The following is a 24,538-nucleotide window of genomic DNA, read 5'->3' as shown; positions in this document are numbered from 1 at the left end:
TCTGATTATCTCAGAACTCTGGTGTTTTGCCGCGTTATCGCGGGTGAAAAACATGATCGAAAGAGTAAAATAAGTTTTCCTCCATTTTGCGGGCAGATGATGCAACACAGAACCAGAATAAAAATTTGCGGGCTGACTAATCTTGCGGACGTGAACACGGTCGTTGCCAGTGGCGCCGATGCGCTGGGATTTGTGTTTTATCCGCCCAGCCCGCGTTATGTCGAGCCTGATGTGGCGGCGACGTTGTTGCAGGCGTTGCCGCCGTTTGTGGTGTCGGTGGGTTTGTTCGTGAATGTGACGGAACAGGATTTGCAGGCCACGGTAAAAAAAGTGCCGCTGCAGCTGTTGCAATTTCATGGCGACGAAACACCGCAGCAGTGCGCCGCGCTGGCGGCCAGTGTGCAACGGCCGTTTATCAAAGCTTTTCGCGTCAGACCTGACACGAGCGCAGATGATTTGTTAGAATGTGAGCGTTCATATCGTGACGCAAGTCCTTTATTTAACGGTTTGCTGCTGGATACTTTCGTTGAAAGTTACGGTGGTAGTGGAAAGGTTTTTGATTGGTCTCTCATCCCAAAAGAGCTCGCGCCTCGGGTCGTTTTAAGTGGTGGCTTGAGCGTTCAAAATGTGACTGGCGCAGTTAGTCAGGTGCGTCCGTTCGCGGTCGATATCAGTAGTGGTGTCGAGTTATCGAAAGGGCGCAAGGATGAAGTCAAGGTGCAGGCGTTTATCGCGGCTGTGTATCGAGCTGACAAACCAAGCTGACAAGTCAGTTTGAAAACGCAGCCTGATATACCGCTGAAATGCGGCTGACAATAAGCCCGAAAAATGGCTGATCAATAATCTGTAAGCGCCTTGCTGATGCAGCAATGCGGTAAAACTACTAAAGAGTCCGGCGCTTCCGTTAATACGACGTGTTAGCGCAGAAACAGCGCCGGCCTTAGCAAAGGAATGATATGACACATAAAGTCCCCGGTTCTGCTAGTACCGAATATCCAGACGTCGCCCATCAGGCGATTTACCAATCTTCCGATTACCATTTACCAGACCAGCGCGGCCATTTCGGCCCGTATGGCGGTACTTTCGTTTCCGAAACGCTGACGCATGCCTTGAATGAGCTCAAGGATGCGTATGCCAAATACCATAACGACCCGGATTTCATTGAGGAATTTCGCAAAGAATTGAAATATTTTGTTGGTCGTCCATCGCCTGTGTATCACGCAAAACGCTGGTCTGATCTGATGGGCGGCGCGCAGATTTACTTCAAACGCGAAGACCTGAACCATACCGGCGCGCATAAAATCAATAACGTGATTGGCCAGGCCTTGCTTGCCAAGCGTATGGGAAAACCGCGCGTGATCGCCGAAACTGGTGCCGGCCAGCATGGTGTGGCGACTGCCACGATCTGCGCCCGCTTTGGCCTCGAATGTGTGGTGTATATGGGCTCGGAAGACGTTAAGCGGCAGGCGCAGAATGTCTATCGCATGAAGTTGCTGGGAGCGACGGTGGTGCCGGTGGAATCCGGTTCCAAAACCCTGAAAGATGCGCTGAATGAAGCGATGCGCGACTGGGTTGCGAATGTCGATAACACGTTTTACATCATCGGCACGGTGGCTGGCCCGCATCCATATCCTATGATGGTGCGCGATTTCCAATCGGTGATTGGTGAAGAATGCCTGTGGCAAATGCCGGAGCAAACCGGGCGTCAGCCTGATTATGTCGTGGCATGCGTCGGTGGCGGCTCGAATGCGATGGGGATTTTTTATCCTTACATCGATCAGAAAGACACAAAACTGATCGGTGTGGAAGCGGCGGGCGAGGGCGTTGACACCGGCAAGCATTCCGCTTCGTTGACAGCAGGTTCTCCTGGCGTATTGCATGGCAACCGCACGTATCTGTTGCAGGATGAGAATGGTCAGGTCATCGAAACCCATTCTGTTTCCGCCGGACTGGATTACCCGGGCGTTGGCCCTGAGCACGCCTGGTTAAAAGACAGTGGCCGTGCTGAATATGTGACGATTACGGATGATGAAGCATTAAAAGCATTCCACGATTGTTGCCGCATTGAGGGCATCATTCCGGCGCTGGAATCGAGTCATGCGCTGGCGTATGGCGCGAAACTGGCCGCGACTTTGCCGAAAGATCAGATCGTGCTGGTGAATTTGTCAGGACGCGGCGATAAAGATATGCATACCGTGGCTGAACGTGCGGGGCTGAAGTTTTAACAGATTGTCTTTGTCATCAGGGTGCAAACCGGGTGCAAAAAAGGCTGAAATAAGGCCATAAACAAGGTTGAAATCAGATACTCCCCCATGAATTTGGGTTTTCCCGCTTGAAGTCAGCATAAATAAAGGGCTTCAAAATATACCCGGGGGAGTATCTGGGAGCCTGATTTGAGTGCCCGTACCTGATCTTTTGTCCGGGCGGCATTGCTGGTCAGTATTGTCATCACGTGATGCCGTCGTTCACTTTCTTACTTAATACTATGTCAAAAATTCAAGCTACTCTCGCCGCGCTCGCGGCGCAGCAAAAAAAAGGTCTGATTCCGTTTATTACTGCCGGTGATCCGGCGCCTGCTATGACCGTGCCGCTGATGCATGCGCTGGTCGAAGGTGGTGCTGACATCATCGAGCTGGGTGTACCGTTTTCTGATCCTATGGCCGATGGCCCGGTCATTCAGCGTGCTTCTGAGCGGGCGCTGCAATTTGGAATTGGCTTGCGTGATGTATTACAATTCGTCCGCGAATTTCGCCTGAGCAATCAGATAACCCCGGTGGTGCTGATGGGATATGCCAATCCGATTGAGCGTATGGGGCAGGATGCTTTCATTGCGCAGGCATCCGAAGCGGGCGTTGATGGCGTGCTGGTGGTAGATTATCCGCCCGAAGAATGCGAAGACTTTGCCGCCAGAATGCAGCAACAAGGCATGGATACGATTTTCCTGCTGGCACCGACGTCGACCGGTGAACGCATCGCGCTGGTGGGTAAAATTGCCAGTGGCTATGTGTATTATGTGTCCCTGAAAGGGGTGACCGGTTCCGGCAATCTGGATCTGGATGCCGTGGCAGAGATGATTCCGCGCATCAAGAAACACGTCAAAGTACCGGTGGGCGTTGGTTTTGGTATTCGCGACGGTGCCACGGCCAGAGCGATTGCCTCGGTATCGGATGCAGTGGTGATCGGTTCGCGTATCATTCAGGAATTAGAGAATACGCCGCATGAAAACGGTGTTGCCGCAGTAAAAAGTTTTATTTCTGGTGTCAGACAGGCCTTGGACGAGTAAAATACGCGCCGAACGTACCTGAAAGTACACCATGGTTCCTGTATCAGAATGAACCAGATGCCGGTTTGCAGCGATTGCAGACTGGCTGTTACGAGGAGAAAACATGAGTTGGTTAGAAAAATTGTTACCACCGCGCATACAGCGCTCGGAATCTGCAAATCGCAAATCTATCCCCGAAGGTCTGTGGGTAAAATGCCCATCCTGCGAGGCAGTGCTGTACAGATCAGATCTGGAAGCCAATGTTCATGTCTGTCCTAAATGTAGCCATCACATGCGTATCGGCGCACGTGAACGCCTCGATTCCCTGTTGGATGCCGGCGGTCGTTACGAAATCGGTCAGGAAGTCTTGCCTGTCGATACTCTGAAATTTAAAGATAGTAAGAAATATCCGGATCGTCTGAAAGACGCGCTCGAAACAACGGGTGAAACCGATGCGATGGTCGTTATGGGTGGTTCGATTATGTCGATTCCCGTTGTCACCGCTTGTTTTGAATTCCAGTTCATGGGCGGCTCTATGGGCTCCGTTGTCGGCGAGCGCTTTGTGCGCGGTGCGCAGGCAGCGTTAGAGCAAAAAGTGCCGTTTATCTGCGTGACAGCCACAGGCGGCGCGCGTATGCAGGAAGGTTTGCTGTCGCTGATGCAGATGGCGAAGACAACTTCGATGCTGACCAAATTATCTGAAAAGCGTCTGCCTTTCATTTCTGTGCTGACTGACCCGACGATGGGCGGCGTTTCCGCTTCATTTGCGTTCCTTGGTGACGTCGTGATCGCTGAGCCAAAAGCGCTGATCGGTTTTGCCGGCCCGCGTGTGATTGAAAATACCGTGCGCGAAAAATTGCCGGAAGGTTTCCAGCGTTCTGAATTCCTGCTGCAAAAAGGCGCGATCGATATGATCGTTGACCGCCGTAAAATGCGCGAAGAAATCGCCCGTTTGCTGGCGTTGCTGCAAAATCAGTCGGCCGATGCAGTTGCTTAATTAATTAAAATTTTCTCTATAAGCCCGACATCATGTTGTTCGGGCTTTTTTTATCCTATGTCCAATTTGCCTGCGAGCTTGCCTGAATGGCTGGCTTTACTCGAAACGCGCCACTCCAAAGAAATCGATATGGGGTTGGAGCGCGTTGCGTCCGTTAAAAACCGTCTGGGTTTGCAGTTTTCCTGCCCGGTCATTATGGTCGGCGGTACCAACGGTAAAGGCTCTACTTGCGCGATGCTGGAAGCGGTGTATCTGCAGGCGGGTTATCGCGTCGGTTTATACAGTAAGCCACATTTTCTGGATTTCAACGAGCGCGCCCGGATCAATGGTGAAAACGTCGATGACGCGAGCCTGATCAAGGCTTTCACCGCCGTTGAAAACGCCCGCGAATCGACCTCGCTGACCTATTTTGAATTTACCACGCTGGCGATTTGCCAGTTACTCGCCGAAGCGCCGCTGGATGTGGTGATACTGGAAGTCGGTCTGGGCGGACGTCTGGATGCGGTGAATGTGATCGATGCGGATGTCGCGATTGTCACCAGTGTTGATATTGATCACACCGATTATCTGGGTGATACGCGGGAAAAAATCGGCTTTGAAAAAGCGGGCATTTTCCGCCCCGGCAAAGCCGCAATTTGCAGCGACCCGGTACCGCCGCAATCCTTAATCGATCATGCGAATGCGATAGGTGCAGATTTATGGCTGTTTGGGCGTGACTTTAATTACGCTGGCGATAAGCAACAATGGAATTTTGGCGGTCGTACCCAGCGTCGCAACTCTCTTGGTTATCCCAGCTTGCGTGGCGCGAATCAGTTGTTGAACGCATCCGGTGTACTCGCGGCGTTAGAGGTGCTGCGCAATGAATTGCCGGTCGGGGCGCAGGAAGTGCGTACCGGGTTGGTGATGGTGGAATTGCCCGGTCGTTTCCAGGTGATGCCGGGGCGTCCGGCGGTGGTGCTGGATGTGGCGCATAATCCGCACGCAGCGGCAACGCTGTCGCAAAATCTCGATAACATGGGCTTTCACGCCTACACCTATGCCGTGTTCGGCTCCATGCTGGATAAGGATATCGACGGTGTGATTGCGCAGTTAAAAGACAAAGTCGATCACTGGTATGTGACTGGCTTACCTTTGCCGCGCGCTGCGACTGCTGCACAACTGAAACAAAAATTGCTGGATGCCGGTGTGTTAAGTGACCCTGAAAAAACCATCGTCGCTTTTGAATCACCGGAAGCTGCCTATGCAGAAGCCATCAGCAAGGCGGGTGAAAATGATAGAATAGTGGTCTTCGGTTCTTTCCTGACGGTCGCCGGTGCAATGCGCGCCAGAAGGACTGCACTGCATTGATGTGATTTTGTCGGTTTGCTCCGGATTTTCCGGGCAAACAACACTAACTAACCAGATTATTTGCACATGGGTTTGCTCTCGCGCTTTAAACAGAAGCAAGAAACTTCCGACAGTCAGGACAGCGGTGAATTCCGTTCCCGTTCTGAGGAGGACAGTGTTCAGTCCCGGGCTCGCAGTAAAAAGACAGAGAGTGCCCGTAAAAATAAGATCAACGACCCGATACTTCCGGAAAAAAAGCGTGCACGTCGCCGTCTGATCGGCGCGATGGCATTGGCGCTGGCGGCGATTATCGGCTTACCGATGATTCTGGATTCCGAGCCTAAACCGCTGGCCGACGACGTTAACATCCGTATTCCTGCAAAAGATAAAGTGACAGATATCGCTGCGAATCAGGTCGCTGAGCCAGTGGCGCCGCGTAAATCGGCTGTCACCAACAGTGATGCTGTAGAAGAAATCATTGAGCCTGTCAGCAGCGCTAAAAGCAAGCCAGCAACTGACGTCGTCAGCAAGGTCGCGCCAGCGAAAACCGATGTGGCGACGGTAATTGCCAAATCCGACAAGCCAGCCGGTGCAGAGCCACGGGCCGAGCGCAAAGTCGAAGCAAAAACGGAAGTTAAGCCAGAAACGAAGTCAGAAACCAAATCAGAATCCAAGCCTGAAAATAAGCCAGAATCTAAGCCCGTAGCGAAACCGGCAGACAAAGATGTGGCGAAAGCGGAACATAAAGCAGAGCCTAAGCCTGAACGTAAAGCCGATACCAAACCGGAACCAAAAGCTGAAACCAAACTGGTGAAAACGAATGGTAACGATGATGATGCAGCGCGCGCATTAGCGATTCTCGAAGGCAAGGCACCACCCAAAGTAGCGAAACCTGAAGCCGCTGATAAATCCTCCTTCGTCGTGCAGGTCGCAGTTTTGTCCACCCAGGAAAAAGTGGATGAATTGCAAGCCAAGCTCAAGAGCGGTGGCATCAAATCTTACACACAAAAGGTACCAACCGCCTCTGGCGATAAAACCCGTATTCGCATAGGTCCGTTTGAATCCAGAGACGAAGCAGAAAAAGTGCGCGCCAAACTGACGAAGTTAGGTTTAAGTGGTTCGCTGGTGCCGAACTAAGCGGGGCGCGGATCTTGACTCTGTTTGACTACGTCGTGCTGGTGATATTGATTTCCTCGATTGTGATCAGCACGATGCGTGGATTAATCAAAGAAATTTTGTCATTGGTCAGCTGGGTCGTCGCCTTTGTGGTCGCCAATGCGTACAGTGAAACGCTGGCAGGGTGGTTGCCCGCCGTGTTTCCTGGGCAGATTATTCGGCTGATCGTGGCTTTTCTGGTTTTGTTCATCGGCGTGCGCCTGCTGATGGCGCTGGTGATGATGGCGGTGGACGCGGTCATTAAAGCCAGCGGCTTATCGCTGGCGGACCGTGGACTCGGTGGTTTATTTGGTCTGGCGCGCGGTTGTGTGCTGGTGTTGGCGGCAGTGCTGGTGTGCGGGATGACAAGTATGCCGCAGCAGGCATTCTGGAAAGATGCCTTGTTCAGCCCGCTGGCAGAAACTGCGGCGCGTACGGTGATCCCGTTTCTGCCTGCGTCGGTGTCAGACCATGTCCGGTTTTAATTTGTCTTTTTAGGAGTCCACCATGTGTGGCATCGTAGGTGTAGTTTCAAATAGTCCTGTCAATCAGCTCATTTATGACGCATTGCTGTTACTCCAGCATCGAGGTCAGGATGCGGCTGGTATTGCCACCAACCACGGCAATAAATTTGCCATGCACAAAGCGAATGGCCTGGTGCGCGATGTTTTCCGTACCCGCAACATGCGATCCTTGCCGGGGAATGTCGGTATTGGTCAGGTGCGTTATCCAACTGCTGGCTCGACCAGTGAAGAAGAGGCGCAACCGTTTTATGTCAACGCACCGTTTGGTATCGTGCTGGCACATAACGGCAATCTGACGAATGCGGTTGAACTGAAAATCGAATTATTCAAAAATGACCGTCGTCATCTGAATACCGATTCCGATTCGGAAGTGTTGCTGAACATTCTCGCGCATCAGATTCAGGAAGTGACCAGCGGTTATTCGCTCGACCCTGAAGGTTTGTTCCGCGCGGTGTCCATGTTGCATCGGCGTGTGCGTGGCTCGTATGCTGTCGTGGCGCAAATTTCCGGCTACGGCTTGCTGGCTTTCCGCGACCCGCACGGCATTCGCCCTTTGTGCCTCGGTATTTCTGAAAATGCTGGTGGCACCGAATACATGATCGCCAGCGAATCAGTGGCGCTCGAAGGCTTGGGCTTTAAGTTTGTGCGTGATGTCGAGCCTGGCGAAGCCTTGTTCATCGACCTTGATGGCAAGCTGTATCAGCAGCAATGCGCAGATAATCCCAGCCTCAATCCATGCGCGTTCGAATACGTGTATCTGGCGCGTCCGGACTCCATCATCGACGGTGCGTCGGTTTATCTGACCCGCCTGAAAATGGGTGAATATCTGGCGGAAAAAGTCCGCAAGCAATTCAACCTCGGCGACATCGATGTCGTGATGCCGATTCCGGATTCTTCGCGTCCATCGGCGATGGAGCTGGCGGAAAAACTGAATCTCGATTATCGCGAAGGCTTCATCAAAAATCGCTACATCGGTCGTACTTTCATGATGCCGGGACAAGCGGTGCGCCGTAAATCTGTGCGTCAGAAACTCAATGCGATCAGTTCCGAATTCAAAGGCAAGAGCGTGTTGCTGGTGGATGATTCCATCGTGCGCGGCACGACCAGCCGTGAGATCGTGCAGATGGCGCGTGAATCCGGCGCGAAGCGAGTGATCTTTGCATCCGCTGCGCCACCGGTGCAATTCCCTAACGTCTATGGTATCGATATGCCGACCCGCAGCGAACTGATTGCCTTTGGTCGTTCCGAGGAAGAAGTCTGCCGCGAAATTACGGCGGATGCGCTGGTGTATCAGGATGTGGATGCGATGAAACGTTCTATTTCCGACGTGAATCCTTTGCTGAAAAACATCGAAGCATCTTGTTTTGATGGTTTTTACATCACCGGCGACGTGACACCGGCTTATCTCGATAAACTGGAAGCGGCGCGCAACAGCCCGCGTCCGGACACGGAAGATTTGCTGCGCTCACAACTCAATCTGAATCTGGCGGCGCGCGCAGACTGATCATCTGTTTTCATCGTTGTGCCGTTTCAAAAAAGCCCGCCCGGGTGTTTCCGGCGGGCTTTTTTTATGGGATTTATCTGCTTTTCAGGGGAGTATGTGCTAAAAATGCCTTTATCTCCTTATAAATAAAGGGTGTGAAAATATACTGGGGGGAGTATATTTGGGCCGGAAAACGCTAAAAAATGGCGTTCCTGTATGTTTGCCGTGCGTTTGTCAGCGGCTGCGGTCGGAGGCAGGGCAGGGTGTGAAATTCGCTCCGGTACATTGCTTACGTATCGCAAAGTATCAGTGTCGGCGTTGGTGTTTCAATTCCATACAAAACTGGCGCGGCTGCGGGTGGCGTGCGAGGCGGTATAAAAATACAATGATCCCGTCTGGTCAGTGTCTTGCGTAGCATTGTGTCCTGATCTTGTTACTGACCTTGTTGCCTATTTTGTTGCCGACCTCGTACGTCCCGTTTCTCACCCATTTACGCCCATTCACGCCCATTTTTGACATCATGCTGATACCTTTCCGTTTCTCTCCTGTTGCAATCGCGGTCGCTGCTGCTGTTGCGTCTATCGCATCGGTTGCATCTGTTTCTTCGGCTTATGCGCAAACAGAGGTAGTCAAGCCCGCCAGTGCTGAGGAAGCGGTAAAAACACCAACTGTGCCACCGTCCAAAAAAACGGATGCGCCGTCTAAAGAGAATGTGCAGAAAGTGACGATCAGCGGTGGGCGCTCTGATATCGATGAGCGTCGCCAATCCACGGCGGCAAAGCTGATTTTTGGCCGTGAAGAGCTCGACAGGAATGGCGACACCAATATCGGCGACGTCCTGAAACGTTTGCCCGGCGTGACAATCGGTGGGCGTCCCGGGCGTGGCGGCGATATCCGCATGCGCGGCATGGGCAATGGCTATACGCAGATACTGATCAATGGCGAACGTGCGCCGCGCGGTTTCTCCATGGATTCGCTGACGCCCGATCAGGTGGAGCGCATAGAAATCGTTCGTGGTGCGGTGGCTGAATTCAGCACGCAGGCGATTGCCGGCACGATCAACATCGTTTTGCGTGAAGAATATAAGCAGAAAACAACCGATCTGAAATTTTCGCTCGGTTCAGAGCAAGGGCGGCTGGCACCGAATCTCTCGATCACCATGCCGGGTGAAATTGGGAATCTCAGTTACGCTTTCAGCGGTTCGGTTTTTCAGAATCGTCAGCACGATGAGAGTACGACGTTCACGTCTGAAAAAGACGTGAACGGGCAAGATGCCTTAATGCAGAATCAAGCCGATCAGACGAACCGGCAAACCACCGGTATCAATCTGGCGCCGCGTTTGAACTACCGTTTTGAGAATGGCGACACGCTGATGTTGCAACCGTTTTTAATGCACTCACGCAGCGATTCTGATAGTCGCAGTGAAGTCGATCAGCTATTCCGTTCTGATACCTACAGAGGAACGACGCCGTACGCGCTGGCAAATGCAAATGCGCACGCTGAAACGACTTTTTTACGTGGATTCGGTAACTGGCAACATCGCTTTGAAAATAATGCCAAGCTCACTGTACGTTTTGGTGGCGGCTTGGGAAAAATGGATAATTCTTCCACCCGCACGCAGTTTGACACCACGGGTAAGCAGATTGATCTGATTACCGATGTCAACAATACCCGCGATAGCAGCCTCAATACCGGCGGCAAATACATGCTGCCATACGGTGAAGGGCATACGCTGGCAGCCGGTTGGGATATGGAATTCGGCAGACGTGAACAGACGCGCGTGTCTTTGGATAATGGCCTGCCGCAATTTGCTGAGTCTGGCGACAATCTCGATGCGCGCACCCGCCGTCTGGCCGCTTTTGTTCAGGATGAATTTGATATCAATCCACAGTTCGCTGCCTACGCAGGTCTGCGTTGGGAAGGCATCCATACATCAAGCACGACCGCCAAAGGCGTAGTGACGAATGACAGCACAGTGGTGAGCCCGATTTTACAAGGCGTCTGGCGCATTCCGGATTCAAAAGATCAGATCCGTCTCGGCTTCAGCAGCACCTATCGCGCACCGGCATTGAATGATCTGATTGCCTTGCCCAGCATCTCAAATCTGAATACGCCGACACGCCCTGATCGCACTGGTAACCCGAATCTGAAGCCTGAATTATCGAAAGGCATCGATCTGGCTTTCGAGCATTATCTGAGCCGCGCCGGTATTGTCAGTGCAAATCTGTTTGTGCGGAATATTGATGATCTGATTCGCCGAACCACAGAACAAGTGGTGACAGCAAAGGAAACGCGCTGGGTGTCGTCACCGAAAAATATCGGGCATGCTGTCACCAAGGGGATAGAACTCGAAGCGAAATTCCAGTTGCAGGAATTTTTCCCAGACGCACCATCGGTTGATTTCCGCAGTAATTACAGCCGTTTCTGGTCTAAGGTGGATGATATTCTGGGTTCCAATAACCGTTTGGATCAACAGCCGACCCAGACCGCGAATTTTGGCGTCGATTATCGCCTGAGTGGCATGCCGCTGACGCTGGGCGGTAATGTTAACTGGACGCCAGCGTATTACACCCAGACCACGAATGCGCAGTTAAATTACACGGGCATCAAACGCCAGCTGGATTTGTATGCGCTGTGGAAATTTAATCCGAATCTGCAGGTGCGACTGTCCGCAAATAATCTGACGGCGAATGATTCCATCAGTAATAGTCTGGTCACTACCGGAGGCATCAATCATATCGATTACAACGATGCCAAGACCTATAAAACCCTGACTTTGCGCGTGGAGATGAAGATTTAATTTGCCCGGGTATTTGCGTCATCAGGCGGGAATGCGCATATATTTTGCATTGCAGCAGTTTGCGTAAGCTGAGAGTACAATAAGACGATGATTACATCGGATGCTTCTTGTTACGCTGGCTGAATATTATGTCCATTCTTACTCTTAATGCTGATTTACACAGTCACTCCACCATATCGGACGGCGTGCTGACGCCTGCCGCCCTGGCCGAAAGAGCGAAAGCGAATGGCGTTGATGTCTGGGCGCTGACGGATCACGACGAAGTCAGCGGCGTGGCTGCTGCTCGTGCAGCGGCACACGAGCTTGATATGGGCTTTATTTCGGGCGTTGAAATTTCCATCACCTGGGCGGGTAAAACTATCCATATCGTTGGCTTGAATATCGATGAAAATAACCCGGATTTAATTGCCGGGCTGGCAAAGACGCGTTCAGGACGTGAGCGCCGGGCGCAGGATATGGCCGCCGATCTGGCGAGTAAAGTCGGCATTACTGGCAGCTTTGAAGGGGCGCTGAAATACGTTGGCAATCCGGATCTGATTTCCCGTTCGCATTTTGCCCGTTATCTGGTGGAAATTGGTGCTGCGCCTTCGGTTTCTGATGTGTTTAAACTCTATCTGGCCGAAGGCAAGCCGGGTTATGTGCCACATCGCTGGGCGACGCTGGCAGAAGCCGTCAGCTGGATACGCGGCGCGGGCGGTGCTGCAGTCGTCGCACATCCGGGGCGTTATGATCTGAGCCCGCTTGCATTCGATAGTTTTTTCCGCGAATTTAAGGAATATGGCGGCATTGCGATTGAAACGGTGACTGGCAGTCATACCGTAGATCAGTATGATGAATACACCAAAATTGCAAATCAATATGGCTTTCTGGTATCGCGCGGTTCAGACTTCCATTCTCCGGAAGATGCGGAAGTGGATATCGGTAAACTGCCTTTGCTGCCGAAATTTTCCAAACCGGTATGGGAAAACTGGCTGAGCGCTTGAAATTGACAATATTGCCTATATCTTCCAAAAAGATTAACTTCTTTCCCCTGGCTGGAGATTCTGTATGAAACGTATCGTCTTATTTTTGCTGACTAATCTGGCGGTGATGGCCGTGATGTCTGTCGTCCTGTCTGCATTGGGCGTCAATCGCTATCTGACAGCAAACGGCCTGAATATGGGCATGCTGATGGTGTTTTCGCTGGTGGTTGGTTTCACCGGTGCGATTTTCTCTCTGTTGATCAGTAAGCCGATGGCAAAGTGGTCAACTGGTGCCCGCGTCATTGATGCGCCGTCTTCTTCAACGGAATTGTGGCTGGTGAATACTGTGAAAACACTGGCGGATCGGGCTGGTATCGCGATGCCTGAAGTTGCTATTTACGACGGCGAGCCCAATGCGTTTGCAACTGGCGCATTTAAAAACTCTGCTTTGGTCGCGGTGTCGTCAGGCTTGTTGGAAGGAATGACAAAAGAAGAGGTTGAGGCTGTTCTTGGTCATGAAATCGCCCACGTTGCCAATGGCGACATGGTGACGATGACGTTGATACAAGGCGTGGTGAATACCTTTGTGGTCTTTCTGGCGCGCGTGGTCGGTTACGCGATTGACAAAGCCGTGTTCCGCAACAGCGATGACGACAGGCCAGGTATTGGTTATATGATTACCGTCTTTGTTTGTGAAATTATTTTCGGTATCGCCGCATCCATGATTGTGGCCTGGTTCTCGCGTCAGCGTGAATTCCGTGCAGATGCAGGCTCAGCGCAATTGTTAGGAAACCGCCAGCCTATGATTCATGCTCTGGCTCGCCTCGGAGGTATGGAGCCGGGTGAGTTGCCAAAGTCGATTGCTGCTGCGGGTATCAGTGATAAACCGGGATGGGGTGCTTTATTTTCCTCACATCCTCCGATGGAACAACGTATCGCTGCGTTGCAAAATCTGAAATAATATTGCACTTATTTATATAGCGGTAGCGGTTGCTACCGCTTTCTTCTTTTTTATGACCCAATTTTTCCAGATTCATCCAGAAAACCCGCAATTGCGTTTGATTAAACAATCGGTGGAAGTGGTGGAGAAGGGTGGCATTGTCGCTATCCCTACCGATTCCTGTTATGCGCTGGTATGTCGCCTTGACGATAAAGACGCGGTGACGCGTTTGCGGCGCATCCGTGGTGTCGATGAAAAGCATCATCTGACTCTGTTATGTCGTGATTTGTCTGAAATCGCCTTGTATGCGAAAGTCGATAACCGGCAATACCGCTTGCTAAAAGCGGCTACCCCAGGGCCGTACACGATGATATTGGAGGCGACTAAAGAAGTGCCGCGGCGTCTGAGTCACCCGTCCCGTAAAACCATAGGTTTGCGGGTGCCGGAAAACAATATCACGCAGGCTTTGCTGGAAGAGTTGGGACAACCTTTGCTGGCAACGACGCTGATTTTGCCAGACGAGGACGAACCATTGACTGATCCTGAGTTGATCCGTGAAAAGCTGGATAAAATAGTTGATCTTGTGATTGACGGCGGCGCATGTAGTCTGTCGCCAACCACGGTGATTGATATGACAGGCGAGATGCCGGAATTGGTCAGACAGGGCAGAGGCGATGCCAGCCTGTTTGGTTTGTAATTTTCATTCACGCGAACGCAGATGTAAGCTGAGTGACAGAATATTTAAAAGACTTCCATGAATGAATTAATACAGACGGTACTGATTTACGCTTTGCCCGTGATCTTCGCGATCACCTTGCATGAGGCCGCGCACGGCTATGCCGCCAAATATTTTGGTGATACGACTGCTTTTAGTCAGGGGCGTCTGAGTCTGAACCCCTTGGTGCATATTGATCCCATTGGTACAATTTTGATCCCGGTTGTTTTGTATTTTGCGACCGGCGGATCATTTTTGTTTGGTTACGCCAAACCGGTGCCGGTGAATTTTTCGCGCCTTAAAAATCCTAAGCGGGATATGGCGTGGGTGGCGTTGGCAGGTCCGGCAGCCAACTTTGCGATGGCATTTGCCTGGATGTTGTTCGGCGCGGTATTGCAGGCGGCAGATATCGATGAAGCCTATTTCAATAGCATGGCTAAAGCGGGTTTGCTAACGAATCTTGTGATGATGGCGTTTAACCTGTTTCCAGTCCCGCCTTTGGATGGTGGCCGGATTTTGGTTAGTTTATTGCCTTACAAACTTGCCTATAAATTTGCTCAGATTGAACCCTATGGCTTTTTTATCGTCATGGGGCTGGTCGTTTTACACGTGCTGCAATTCTGGATGTTGCCAGTGATGGTGTTGACAAGCAGCTTTTTGTCTCTATTACTGACGCCGTTTTCTTTCCTGCTGGGTTTGTGAGTTGATCGAAGCCGTGCTTATGTCGAATTCCATACTCGCAGAGCCATCACGCTGGGTCAAAAGATTTGCATCGCTGATTCCTGCAGGTGAAGTGCTTGATCTGGCCTGCGGCGGCGGCAGAAATTCCCGGTTTTTACTGGCTGAAGGCTTTACCGTTACCTGCCTCGATAGGGACGACAGCTCTTTTGCTGATCTGGTGTCTCGTGGAGCTAAAACTATTTTGCATGATCTGGAGCCTGATGCAGAAGAGTACGACTGGCCGTTTCCTCCAGCGTGTTTTGCGGCAATAGTTGTTTGCAATTATCTGCACCGCCCCTTGTTTCCTCGCTTGCTGGAGAGCTTGCAGCAAGGCGGATTGCTGATCTATGAAACCTTTGCAATGGGGAATGAGCAATTTGGAAAACCATCTAGCCCGCGTTTTCTTTTGCAAGCCGGAGAACTGCTGCGGCAAGTAAATGCCAACCCAGAATCGTGTATGCATGTGATCGCGTATGAAGAAGGTTTTATTGCCGAACCAAAGCCTGTAATGGTGCAGCGTATATGCGCCAGAAAAGCAGTTGGATCTGCACCGGAAGATAAGCTCCCGTTTTAGTTGAATGAGGATGAAATCTAATTCCATCTATTTGCGCCCCGACTGTCGGTCTATCCGCTACAATCAGGGTTTTACTTTTTTCTTGCACTAACATGACAAAGATACAGGGTAGTCTGGTCGCGATTGTGACCCCTATGCATGAGGATGGCAGTCTTGATTTGCCATGCCTGCGCAAATTGATTGACTGGCATATTGCTGAAGGCACCGATGGTATCGTCATCGTCGGTACGACCGGTGAGTCGCCGACTGTCTCTGTTGAAGAGCATTGCGAACTGATCCGTGTCGCTGTAGAGCACACGAATAAACGTATCCCTATCATTGCGGGTTCTGGCGGTAATTCGACCGCAGAAGCGATAGAGCTGACCCGATTCGCGAAAGACATCGGTGCCGACGCTTCGTTGCAGGTGGTGCCGTACTACAACCGCCCAACGCAAGAAGGCATGTATCAGCATTTTAAGAAAATTGCCGAGTCGGTTGATATTCCGGTGATTTTGTATAACGTTCCGGGTCGTACGGTTGCCGATATGTCGAATGACACGATTTTGCGACTGGCACAAATTCCAGGCATTATCGGCGTCAAAGATGCAACTGGTAATATTGGTCGTGGAACTGATCTGATTCGTCTCGCGCCATCTGATTTTGCTGTGTATTCAGGCGATGATCCGACAGCAATGGCGTTGATGTTCTGCGGTGGTAAAGGCAATATTTCTGTGACTGCCAACGTCGCGCCGAAAGCAATGAGCGAGTTGTGTGCTGCTGCGATGCGGGGCGACATTCAAGGAGCGATTGCGATTAACAATCGTATGCTGCCGTTGCATAATAAGTTATTTGTTGAACCTAATCCGCTGCCAGTAAAGTGGGCGATGGTTGAAATGGGATTGATTCCTGCTGGCATCAGATTGCCTCTGGTGCCGATGGCCGCCCCATATCATGAAGTGGTTCGGGCAGCTTTGCGCGAGTCAGGTGTATTACAATAAGCACCATTCTGAGCGGGTCAGTGACAGACCCGCTTGCTCCACGTAGTTTTTGATTGACGATAATGAGTAGGGACTTTCACATGGCAAAAAGCTTTGTTGCTAAAAATGGGATCATTGGCGCAGTAGCGTTAGTTGGATTGACTGGTTGCAGCTCTATTAGCAATATAATTGAGCCGAACAAGATTGATTACAAAAGTGCAGGTAAGGTAACAACCGCGTCCCTGGAAGTCCCTCCTGATCTGACTCAGATCCGCCGCGATAACCGCTTTGCCATTCCTGATGCCAATAAAAGCAGCGCGACTGCATCGGGCTACAATCTTGAAAAAGGTGTAAAAGCCTCCTCTGTTGCCGCGACGATTGCGCCAACGCAGATTAAAGGTATGCGAATCGTCCGTGACGGCTCGCAGCGCTGGTTGGTTGTTGGCCAGACACCTGAAGTACTGTGGCCACAAATTAAAGATTTCTGGCAAGAATCTGGATTTTTGATTAATGTCGAAAATCAGGAAGCTGGTGTGATGGAAACTGATTGGGCTGAAAATCGCGCCAAAATTCCTCAGGATATTATCCGCAGTACTTTAGGTAAGGTGATTGACTCCTTGTATTCGACTGGTGAACGCGATAAATTCCGTACCAGACTGGAGCGCGGAGCTAATGGCGAGGTAGAGATTTACATCAGTCACCGCGGCGCGCAGGAAGTGTTGACTGGGGCGCAAAAAGACAGCGCTACCTGGACATCCCGTCCTGCTGATCCTGATCTGGAAGCGGAGTTCTTATCCAGGCTGATGGCTCGTCTGGGTACTGACGCTGAAGTTGCCAAGGCGGCGGTCAAGGCACCGGCTGCGAATGTTAAACCGCGTGCTCAGCTGTTGAAGGCTGGTGAATCAAGTTATGTTGAGGTTGATGAAGGATTTGATCGCTCCTGGCGTCGTGTCGGACTGGCACTGGATCGCGTCGGCTTCACTGTGGAAGATCGTGATCGTTCACAGGGATTGTATTTTGTTCGCTATATCGATCAGGATATTGATGCAAAAACCAAGGGTGCAAGCGAAGGTTTCTTCTCTAAATTATTCTCTTTTGGTTCCAGCGATAAATCAAACGATGCTAAAAAATATCGCATTCTGGTGAAGAACGCATCGAACGGAGCTGTCAGCCATATTTCTGTGCATAACAACGAAGGTAAAGTTGATTCGTCGCCCGTCGCAACCAAAATATTGCAGTTGTTAAACGACCAGTTAAAATAATTCTGTTCTTTATTCAACAAAAAAAAGCACAGGAAATCCTGTGCTTTTTTTATGCCTGCGAAAAAAATTTAGGCATAAAAAAAGCCGACCCGAAGGTCGGCTTTATAAGTAATTAAAAATTACTTAGATGCTGGAGCTGCTGTAGCGGAAGCTGCTGGAGCTGCTGCTGCATCAGAGGCTGCTGCTGGAGCTGGAGCTGCTGCTGGTGCTTCTACTGCTGGTGTAGATGCTGGAGCTGCTGCTTCAGTTGCTGCTGGAGCTGGAGCTGCTTCTTCTTTTTTGCCGCAAGCAGCCAAAGCGATTGCTAACAGGGATACGAGCAAGAGTGATTTTTTCATGTTTTACTTTCAAATAAGTAGATCAAAAATGAGATCAAAATTTTGCGATGAATAATTACCGGTAATTATCGCTCTATAGGCTTACCCGAAGGCTCCGAAATACTACTCGTTACCTTCGAAAGTTTCCTAACCCATGATTATAATGATTTTTCCGGCAATGGAATAGGTCTTGCTGTCGAATTGCACTTAATTTCCTGAATATTTGTAATAAAGAACTAAATTCAGCGATATTTTTTGACGAAATTTTCATTTCTCTGACTTTAGTCAACGCCGAAAAAGATCAGTTATCGTAATTCTAACCATCCGTCTTCGTACCACAAGCAAAACGCCTCCATGACGTCTGCCGAAGCGGAAGATAACTCGTCGCCGTCAAGGAAGCGCTGATTCGCCAGTTTATTTAAAAGGATTTTGTCATCTTTGCTGACTGCAAATGACTCGCCGTTTATAAAAACATGCTTACCTTTGTATAACATCGATGACTTTAACGATAACTTAATTCCCTTTTTTTGCGCTGCCTGCTCAAAGCGCTTAGGAGATAAAGGCTTTTCCGGGGACGTGAAAAATACCGAAGGCTTTGGTTCTGATAAATATTCACCCAGAAAAATAGTGATATCGTCAGCGGTAAACTGAACTTTGGCGATTTGTTCTGCCACTGTTTCCAGTAATTCATTACCGATTTCGGCAGGTTTTGTTGTTGCTTTCAAATCCGGGTCGCTATAACGACCGGGTAAGTCTATCGATTCAGACATGAAGTGAAGGAAAGCTTCACCCAACTCCTGAAACGCCGGAGCACGGAAACCAACCGAATATGTCATGCACTCGCCGATGGCAACGCCATCGTGCGCATATTGCGGCGGCAAGTACAACATATCTCCTGGTTCGAGAACAAATTCTTCTTCAGGTTTAAAGTTGCTAAGAATTTTGAGCGGCATTCCTTCGACAAGAGATAAATCTTGCTGCGCACCGATTTTCCAGCGCCGCTGACCATGCGCTTGTAATAAAAAGACATCGTAGGAATCATAGTGCGGGCCGACGCCGCCACCATCTGCTGCATAGCTGATCATCAGATCATCAAGGCGTGCATCTGTTATGAAACGGAATTGTCGCAACAGTTCATCGGCTTGTTGATTGTGCAGATTGACGCCCTGAACTAATAGCGTCCAGTCTTTCTTTTCTTTGATCGGAACCTGTTTTATCGGGCCGGATTTCATTTCCCAGTGTTTCTTAAAGAAGGTAATTAATCTTGACTCGGTATCTTCTTGCGATGCGAGTTCAAATAATTCTTCCGGGTTCAGCAGGGCTTTAAATCCGGGGATCGCCTGGCGGATAAGTAATGGCTTTTTATGCCAGTAGTCACGCAGGAATTGTTCCGGGCTGATGTTGCCCAGCAGGGCGAGGGGGGAGGTGGTTTTTTTCATTCCGGCATTATAGGCTTGCCTGCGCCGCTGTTCCAGACAGGTATAATCGTGCATGAATATATTTTTTAAGGATATCGTATGAAGATTGTCAAAAATTCGGTTGTTACTGCGCGCTATACATTAAAAGACGCACAAGACAATCTGATCGAGGAAGGTCAGGAACCTATGGTTTACCTGCACGGCGGCTACGATAATATTTTCCCGAAAATCGAAGAGGCATTAGAAGGCAAGGAAGCTGGTTTCAGCACCATTATTCAATTAAATCCTGAAGATGCATTCGGGGACTATGATGCTGCACTGGTCAAAGTAGAACCGCGTAACCGGTTTCCATCACCTTTAGAGGTCGGTATGCAGTTTGAAGGTATGCCGGAAGAAACCGAAGAAGACGAGGCACTCATTTTTACCGTGACTGATATTGCAGAAGATAAGGTTGTTCTGGATGGCAATCATCCGCTTGCAGGGATTGCGTTGCGATTTTCGCTGACAGTTGAATCTGTGCGCGAGGCTTCGGATGAAGAGGTCGCACATGGTCACGTCCATGGTGCTCATGGGCATCATGACGACGAGGATGATGGTATGGGTGATGAATACCGTAGTCATCAGATACATTAATCATTGCATCTCGCTGGCACAGATTTTTTCTGTTGGCGCATAAAAAAACCGCACCTGAGTGCGGTTTTTTTTACTTAGCTTGTCTGATCAGTGATTTGAGTTCGTAGAGTGCATCGAGCGCTTCTCTTGGCGTCATTCTGTCAGGGTCGATTGATTCTATCGTGTCCTGTAATTCTTGTAGCTCCGCAGGAATCACCGCGACCTCTGTCTCCGTTTCGACTGAAACGGATGATGAGGAAAATAAATCAAACTGTGATGTCGATTGTATCGAGTGCGCTTCCAGTTCGGTCAGGTGTTTGCGGGCAGAGCGTATAACGCTTTGTGGAATTCCCGCTAACTGAGCGACTTGTAAGCCATAGCTTTGTGATGCAGGCCCCGGCTGTACCGCATGCAGAAAGACGATGTTCTCCTTATGCTCGACTGCAGATAAGTGAACATTCTCAGCACTTGGGTGAAGCTCCGGCAATTGCGTTAGCTCGAAATAATGCGTCGCAAACAAGGTGTAGCTTTTCGATACCTGGATTAAATGTTTCGAGATTGCCCAGGCGAGCGCCAGTCCGTCGAACGTCGATGTGCCGCGTCCGACTTCATCCATCAGCACCAGAGAATTTTCCGTCGCACCGTTCAAAATGGCGGCAGATTCCGTCATTTCCACCATGAACGTCGAGCGTCCGCCAGCGAGATCATCCGCCGCGCCTATGCGAGTGAAGATGCGGTCAATTGGCCCGATAACAGCAGCACTCGCAGGTACATAGCTACCGATATAAGCGAGCAAAGTAATCAGCGCAACCTGCCGCATGAAAGTCGATTTACCGCCCATGTTCGGGCCGGTAATCAGCAACAGTTTTCGTTGTTCGGAAAGGTCGCAGTCATTCGCGATAAAGCGCTCTATCTGATTTTCCACAACAGGATGGCGGCCCTGTTTAATTTGCAGAATGGGCTCGTTGACGAGTTGAGGCGCGCACCAGTTGTTTTTGCTTGCGTGTCCGGCGAGACTGACCAGAGTGTCGAGTTGAGCGATGGCATGTGCGATTGCCTGGAGAGAGCTGATGTGGGGCAATAGCTCTTGCAACAATTTTTCATACAACATTTTTTCGCGCACTAAGGCTCGCTCCTGGGCTGACAGCGCCTTGTCTTCGAATGCTTTAAGTTCTGGCGTGATGTAGCGCTCGGCATTTTTTAGCGTCTGACGACGGCGATAGTTCTCCGGCACTTTATCGCTCTGACCGTTCGTCACTTCAATGTAGAAGCCATGTACACGGTTATATTCGACGCGCAGATTGGCGATGCCAGTGCGTTCTCTTTCTGAAGCTTCCAGCTGTACCAGAAACTGACCTGCATTTTCAGATAAAGCCCGCAATTCATCTAATTCGGTGTCAAAGCCATTCGCGATGACGCCGCCATCCCTGACCATGGTGGATGGTAAAGGCATCAGTCCACGTTCCAATAAATCAAGACAATCTGCAGGCGTTGCTAAATCTGACAATATCTTTGTCAATACACTGGTCTGATTATCGGCAATGCACATGCTGACGTAATTGCGCAGGTTAGGCAGATGTTGCAGACCATCCCTGAGTGCGGATAAATCGCGCGGACGTGCCGACTGCAGCGCAATCCGTGTGGTGATCCGTTCTATATCCGGTATCGCATTCAGGGTTGTCGCCAGCCCATCGGTAGAGTCAGTCTGAATTAAGGCTTTGATAGAACTGTGTCGTCCCGCTGCAATGGCCTGATCACGTTTGGCATGATGCAGCCAATGCCTGAGTAAACGGGAACCCATCGCGGTACGGCAATGATCTAACAGTGAAAACAGGGTTGGCGATTCCTGACCGCGTAAGGTTTCGGTCAGTTCAAGATTGCGCCTGGTTGCGGTATCCAGACCGATAAATTCATGCTCACTTTCGACGCTGAGGCTATTAACGTGTTTCAAGCCTCGACCTTGCGTGTTTTCGGCGTATCGCAATAATGCCCCGGATGCACCTAAGGACGCGCTCAGATTGTCTGCACCGAAACCTGTCAGCGTTGTGGTGCCCATTTGATCTTGTAAGGCTTTTTGCCCTTGCTTGAGATCAAAGTGCCAGTCGGGCACTTCAGAGAATTTGCCCGGTAACTGTTCGTAGTGTTCGTCCAGTAAAAGGGTGCCGGCAGAGAGCAAAATCTCAGCCGGAGATATGCGTTCTAATTCTTGTTGCAGACGCTGAAACAGTGATTTTTCATCAGTTGAAAATTCCATGAGTTTCAGCGAACCACTCGCTAAGGATAACCATGCCAGCCCCGCAGTGACGGTTTTCCGGTGTTGCAACAGGCAGAGCGAAAGCAGTGGCCGTTCTGATTTTTCGGGCAACAAATCCGTATCGGTCAGCGTGCCCGGCGTGATGATACGCATGACCTTGCGCTCAACCGGCCCTTTGCTGGTTGCGGGGTCACCAATTTGTTCGCAAATTGCCGCAGATTCGCCCATTTTCACCAGTTTGGCGAGATAGGGTTCTAATGAGTGAAATGGCACGCCTGCCATTTTGATAGGATTGCCTCCGGAGCTGCCGCGCTGGGTCAGCGTGATGCCAAGCAGGCGTGAGACTTTTTCAGCATCGTCAAAAAAAAGTTCATAAAAATCGCCCATGCGGTAGAACACCAGCGTGTCTGGGTGATCAGCTTTGATGCCAAGATATTGCTGCATCATGGGAGTATGTTGCGTTTCTTTTGCGGTCATATTGCTTATTTTTATTCGATTTATTTTCTTAGTTTCGTCTGTCCGGATTTCCCGGATTTGTCAGATCAAATTCGTTGCGCACCTTATCATAGACGATGGCAGTGGTCTATGCTTGTGCCTGTATGCGCTTGATCCGGTTCGGAAGGCGAAAAATTTTTTCGTGAGTCGTGCATGTTTGCGCCGGAGTTGTGTGCAGGTGAGCCATGATGCTATTGAGTTCGCTGTGCAGAATGCGTGTTGCAAGTTGGAATGGAAAGAGTGCATTGACTGGCATAAGTGCAGCAGGTAAGACGCGAGTGAAATGTATCGGGATGCGGAGTTCAGCAGCGACGAAGGGAGCAGGAAAATGTACGACATCTTCCTGCTCCCTTCGTTTTGCGATATGAGTTAAATAATTAACCGTTACCGCGGCCGCCAGAGCGGCGAGGTGTAGATTGTTTTACTGCCGGACGGTTTCCTTGTGGACGAGGCTTACCCGCGCCGTCACGGGCCGGAGCCGCACCGGATGTTTTGCCTGGTGTGCGTGCCTGCGCAGGTTTGTTGCCTGCTGGCGAACGCGCCCCCCTGTTTGCGGGCGCATTTCCGCGTCCCTCAAAACTACGCAATTGAATTGGCTGTGCTTTTGCGTGTGGATCAGGAATGAAGCCATCAATAATTTCTTGCGGAATCTGACGCTTGATGAACTTTTCAATATCAGCAAGTAATTTGAACTCGTCCACGCAAACCAGTGATACCGCTTCACCACTCGCACCGGCACGGCCAGTACGCCCAATGCGGTGTACGTAATCTTCGGGTACATTCGGCAGATCGTAGTTGACGACATGCGGTAATTGGTCGATATCAATGCCACGCGCAGCAATATCGGTAGCAACTAACACCGGCAGGCTGCCATCTTTGAATTCAGACAAAGCTTTGGTGCGTGCAGACTGACTTTTGTTGCCATGAATTGCCATGGCAGCGATACCGTCTTTGGCTAATTGCTCTACCAGCTTATTTGCGCCATGTTTAGTGCGCGTAAATACCAGCACCTGCGACCACGCATGTGTCTTGATGAGGTGTGCCAACAGTGGATGTTTCTTATCTCTGTCAACCGGATGCACTTTTTGTGCAATCACTTCGACCGTCGAATTACGACGCGCAACTTCTATCATGGCTGGATTGTTTAACAGCCGGTCAGCAAGTGCTTTGATGTCATCAGAAAAAGTCGCAGAGAACAACAGGTTCTGGCGTTTTGGCGGCAGGATCGCCAACACTTTTTTAATGTCGTGGATGAAACCCATATCCAGCATACGATCCGCTTCATCCAGTACCAGGATTTCGATGTTACGCAGATCGATCGTTCCTTGTTGATGATGATCCAGAAGTCGCCCCGGTGTCGCTACCAGAATATCGACGCCATGTTTTAATACCTTGATTTGCGGATTAATACCTACGCCACCGAAGATCACCGCCGATGTCAGTGGAAGAAATTTTCCGTAAAGCTCCACGCTTTCCTGCACCTGCGCCGCCAGTTCCCGCGTCGGTGTCAGAACCAGCGCACGGATAGGGCGACGGCTTGTCTTATCCTTAGGTGCATTGGCTGAGGTCGACAGACGCTGCAAAATCGGCAGCGTAAAACCAGCTGTTTTACCAGTGCCGGTCTGCGCACCAGCCAGCAGATCCCCGCCTTGAATGACCGCTGGAATTGCTTGTTGTTGAATCGGCGTGGGGGATGTGTAACCTTGTTCGCTGACGGCGCGAAGAATGTCCTCGGATAATCCGAGTTCGTTGAATGAGGGCATGTG

The 24,538-nt window shown here is 50.5% G+C and carries 21 protein-coding genes; 17 read left to right on the top strand and 4 right to left on the bottom strand.

Annotated elements, in window-relative coordinates; translation table 11 throughout:
* The first annotated feature begins 99 nt into the window (after nt 1-99).
* The 16 genes from H8K38_RS03680 to bamC all read left to right on the top strand — a co-directional run bounded on the left by H8K38_RS03680 (nt 100) and on the right by bamC (nt 17,676).
* Entirely contained in the window at nt 100-765 is a 666-nt protein-coding gene (locus tag H8K38_RS03680; RefSeq protein ID WP_186883769.1) for a phosphoribosylanthranilate isomerase, read from the top strand.
* A 191-nt stretch (nt 766-956) separates the two neighbouring features.
* Complete coding sequence (trpB, locus tag H8K38_RS03675; protein ID WP_186883459.1) at nt 957-2,225, top strand: tryptophan synthase subunit beta; 1,269 nt, start codon at nt 957-959, stop codon at nt 2,223-2,225.
* Nucleotides 2,226-2,485: 260 nt separating this feature from the next.
* Nucleotides 2,486-3,283: a tryptophan synthase subunit alpha gene (gene trpA / locus H8K38_RS03670; RefSeq protein WP_186883458.1), complete on the top strand. Its 798-nt coding sequence runs from the start codon at nt 2,486-2,488 to the stop codon at nt 3,281-3,283.
* 103 nt (nt 3,284-3,386) lie between these two features.
* A complete protein-coding gene (gene accD / locus H8K38_RS03665) occupies nt 3,387-4,259 on the top strand; it encodes an acetyl-CoA carboxylase, carboxyltransferase subunit beta (protein ID WP_186883457.1) in 873 nt (290 codons plus the stop codon).
* A 57-nt stretch (nt 4,260-4,316) separates the two neighbouring features.
* Complete coding sequence (gene folC, locus H8K38_RS03660; RefSeq protein WP_186883456.1) at nt 4,317-5,606, top strand: bifunctional tetrahydrofolate synthase/dihydrofolate synthase; 1,290 nt, start codon at nt 4,317-4,319, stop codon at nt 5,604-5,606.
* 66 nt (nt 5,607-5,672) lie between these two features.
* A complete protein-coding gene (locus H8K38_RS03655) occupies nt 5,673-6,722 on the top strand; it encodes an SPOR domain-containing protein (protein ID WP_186883455.1) in 1,050 nt (349 codons plus the stop codon).
* 14 nt (nt 6,723-6,736) lie between these two features.
* The gene (locus H8K38_RS03650) at nt 6,737-7,225 is read left to right on the top strand and encodes a CvpA family protein (RefSeq protein ID WP_186883454.1); all 489 of its coding nucleotides are present in this window, start codon (nt 6,737-6,739) and stop codon (nt 7,223-7,225) included.
* 22 nt (nt 7,226-7,247) lie between these two features.
* Nucleotides 7,248-8,768: an amidophosphoribosyltransferase gene (gene purF / locus H8K38_RS03645; protein ID WP_186883453.1), complete on the top strand. Its 1,521-nt coding sequence runs from the start codon at nt 7,248-7,250 to the stop codon at nt 8,766-8,768.
* Between the two features lie 499 nt (nt 8,769-9,267).
* Nucleotides 9,268-11,547 (top strand): TonB-dependent siderophore receptor, encoded by a 2,280-nt coding sequence (locus H8K38_RS03640; protein ID WP_186883452.1) that lies wholly within the window; start codon nt 9,268-9,270, stop codon nt 11,545-11,547.
* A gap of 128 nt (nt 11,548-11,675) precedes the next feature.
* Nucleotides 11,676-12,530, top strand: a complete 855-nt coding sequence (locus H8K38_RS03635; protein ID WP_186883451.1) for a 3',5'-nucleoside bisphosphate phosphatase — start codon at nt 11,676-11,678, stop codon at nt 12,528-12,530.
* Between the two features lie 64 nt (nt 12,531-12,594).
* Complete coding sequence (gene htpX, locus H8K38_RS03630; RefSeq protein ID WP_186883450.1) at nt 12,595-13,470, top strand: protease HtpX; 876 nt, start codon at nt 12,595-12,597, stop codon at nt 13,468-13,470.
* A gap of 52 nt (nt 13,471-13,522) precedes the next feature.
* On the top strand, nt 13,523-14,146 hold the full coding sequence (locus H8K38_RS03625; RefSeq protein ID WP_186883449.1) for an L-threonylcarbamoyladenylate synthase: 624 nt from the start codon (nt 13,523-13,525) through the stop codon (nt 14,144-14,146).
* A gap of 57 nt (nt 14,147-14,203) precedes the next feature.
* Nucleotides 14,204-14,866 carry a site-2 protease family protein gene (locus H8K38_RS03620; protein WP_186883448.1) on the top strand — a complete coding sequence of 221 codons (663 nt, stop codon included), beginning with the start codon at nt 14,204-14,206 and terminating at the stop codon, nt 14,864-14,866.
* Between the two features lie 19 nt (nt 14,867-14,885).
* Nucleotides 14,886-15,458, top strand: a complete 573-nt coding sequence (locus H8K38_RS03615) for a bifunctional 2-polyprenyl-6-hydroxyphenol methylase/3-demethylubiquinol 3-O-methyltransferase UbiG (protein WP_186883447.1) — start codon at nt 14,886-14,888, stop codon at nt 15,456-15,458.
* A 92-nt stretch (nt 15,459-15,550) separates the two neighbouring features.
* The gene (gene dapA, locus H8K38_RS03610; protein WP_186883446.1) at nt 15,551-16,435 is read left to right on the top strand and encodes a 4-hydroxy-tetrahydrodipicolinate synthase; all 885 of its coding nucleotides are present in this window, start codon (nt 15,551-15,553) and stop codon (nt 16,433-16,435) included.
* 80 nt (nt 16,436-16,515) lie between these two features.
* The gene (gene bamC, locus H8K38_RS03605) at nt 16,516-17,676 is read left to right on the top strand and encodes an outer membrane protein assembly factor BamC (protein ID WP_186883445.1); all 1,161 of its coding nucleotides are present in this window, start codon (nt 16,516-16,518) and stop codon (nt 17,674-17,676) included.
* Nucleotides 17,677-17,795: 119 nt separating this feature from the next.
* Here the strand turns inward: bamC and H8K38_RS03600 are convergent, their stop codons facing one another.
* Together H8K38_RS03600 and H8K38_RS03595 are read right to left on the bottom strand one after the other, a co-directional pair.
* The gene (locus H8K38_RS03600) at nt 17,796-18,014 is read right to left on the bottom strand and encodes a hypothetical protein (RefSeq protein WP_186883444.1); all 219 of its coding nucleotides are present in this window, start codon (nt 18,012-18,014) and stop codon (nt 17,796-17,798) included.
* 284 nt (nt 18,015-18,298) lie between these two features.
* The gene (locus tag H8K38_RS03595) at nt 18,299-19,432 is read right to left on the bottom strand and encodes a cupin domain-containing protein (RefSeq protein ID WP_186883768.1); all 1,134 of its coding nucleotides are present in this window, start codon (nt 19,430-19,432) and stop codon (nt 18,299-18,301) included.
* A gap of 78 nt (nt 19,433-19,510) precedes the next feature.
* Between H8K38_RS03595 and H8K38_RS03590 the strand changes: the two genes are divergently transcribed.
* Nucleotides 19,511-20,044, top strand: coding sequence for a peptidylprolyl isomerase (locus H8K38_RS03590; protein WP_186883443.1), 534 nt, complete (start codon nt 19,511-19,513; stop codon nt 20,042-20,044).
* Between the two features lie 70 nt (nt 20,045-20,114).
* Here H8K38_RS03590 and mutS read toward each other — a convergent pair whose 3' ends face one another.
* Together mutS and H8K38_RS03580 are read right to left on the bottom strand one after the other, a co-directional pair.
* Complete coding sequence (gene mutS / locus H8K38_RS03585) at nt 20,115-22,754, bottom strand: DNA mismatch repair protein MutS (RefSeq protein WP_255422815.1); 2,640 nt, start codon at nt 22,752-22,754, stop codon at nt 20,115-20,117.
* A 395-nt stretch (nt 22,755-23,149) separates the two neighbouring features.
* Nucleotides 23,150-24,535, bottom strand: a complete 1,386-nt coding sequence (locus tag H8K38_RS03580; protein WP_186883442.1) for a DEAD/DEAH box helicase — start codon at nt 24,533-24,535, stop codon at nt 23,150-23,152.
* Nucleotides 24,536-24,538 lie beyond the last annotated feature (3 nt).

The organism is Undibacterium sp. FT79W (assembly GCF_014284215.1).
Classification (GTDB): domain Bacteria; phylum Pseudomonadota; class Gammaproteobacteria; order Burkholderiales; family Burkholderiaceae_D; genus Undibacterium; species Undibacterium aquatile.
This window is presented reverse-complemented; position numbering and strand designations above follow the sequence as displayed.

Coding starts and splice junctions, on each gene's coding strand:
- trpA (WP_186883458.1), top strand. CDS start 2,486: ATGTCAAAAATTCAAGCTACTCTCGCCGCGCTCGCGGCGCAGCAAAAA.
- bamC (WP_186883445.1), top strand. CDS start 16,516: ATGGCAAAAAGCTTTGTTGCTAAAAATGGGATCATTGGCGCAGTAGCG.
- dapA (WP_186883446.1), top strand. CDS start 15,551: ATGACAAAGATACAGGGTAGTCTGGTCGCGATTGTGACCCCTATGCAT.
- H8K38_RS03640 (WP_186883452.1), top strand. CDS start 9,268: ATGCTGATACCTTTCCGTTTCTCTCCTGTTGCAATCGCGGTCGCTGCT.
- H8K38_RS03635 (WP_186883451.1), top strand. CDS start 11,676: ATGTCCATTCTTACTCTTAATGCTGATTTACACAGTCACTCCACCATA.
- H8K38_RS03600 (WP_186883444.1), bottom strand. CDS start 18,014: ATGAAAAAATCACTCTTGCTCGTATCCCTGTTAGCAATCGCTTTGGCT.
- htpX (WP_186883450.1), top strand. CDS start 12,595: ATGAAACGTATCGTCTTATTTTTGCTGACTAATCTGGCGGTGATGGCC.
- H8K38_RS03620 (WP_186883448.1), top strand. CDS start 14,204: ATGAATGAATTAATACAGACGGTACTGATTTACGCTTTGCCCGTGATC.
- H8K38_RS03615 (WP_186883447.1), top strand. CDS start 14,886: ATGTCGAATTCCATACTCGCAGAGCCATCACGCTGGGTCAAAAGATTT.
- folC (WP_186883456.1), top strand. CDS start 4,317: ATGTCCAATTTGCCTGCGAGCTTGCCTGAATGGCTGGCTTTACTCGAA.
- accD (WP_186883457.1), top strand. CDS start 3,387: ATGAGTTGGTTAGAAAAATTGTTACCACCGCGCATACAGCGCTCGGAA.
- purF (WP_186883453.1), top strand. CDS start 7,248: ATGTGTGGCATCGTAGGTGTAGTTTCAAATAGTCCTGTCAATCAGCTC.
- H8K38_RS03655 (WP_186883455.1), top strand. CDS start 5,673: ATGGGTTTGCTCTCGCGCTTTAAACAGAAGCAAGAAACTTCCGACAGT.
- H8K38_RS03580 (WP_186883442.1), bottom strand. CDS start 24,535: ATGCCCTCATTCAACGAACTCGGATTATCCGAGGACATTCTTCGCGCC.
- H8K38_RS03680 (WP_186883769.1), top strand. CDS start 100: ATGCAACACAGAACCAGAATAAAAATTTGCGGGCTGACTAATCTTGCG.
- trpB (WP_186883459.1), top strand. CDS start 957: ATGACACATAAAGTCCCCGGTTCTGCTAGTACCGAATATCCAGACGTC.
- H8K38_RS03590 (WP_186883443.1), top strand. CDS start 19,511: ATGAAGATTGTCAAAAATTCGGTTGTTACTGCGCGCTATACATTAAAA.
- H8K38_RS03595 (WP_186883768.1), bottom strand. CDS start 19,432: ATGAAAAAAACCACCTCCCCCCTCGCCCTGCTGGGCAACATCAGCCCG.
- mutS (WP_255422815.1), bottom strand. CDS start 22,754: ATGACCGCAAAAGAAACGCAACATACTCCCATGATGCAGCAATATCTT.
- H8K38_RS03625 (WP_186883449.1), top strand. CDS start 13,523: ATGACCCAATTTTTCCAGATTCATCCAGAAAACCCGCAATTGCGTTTG.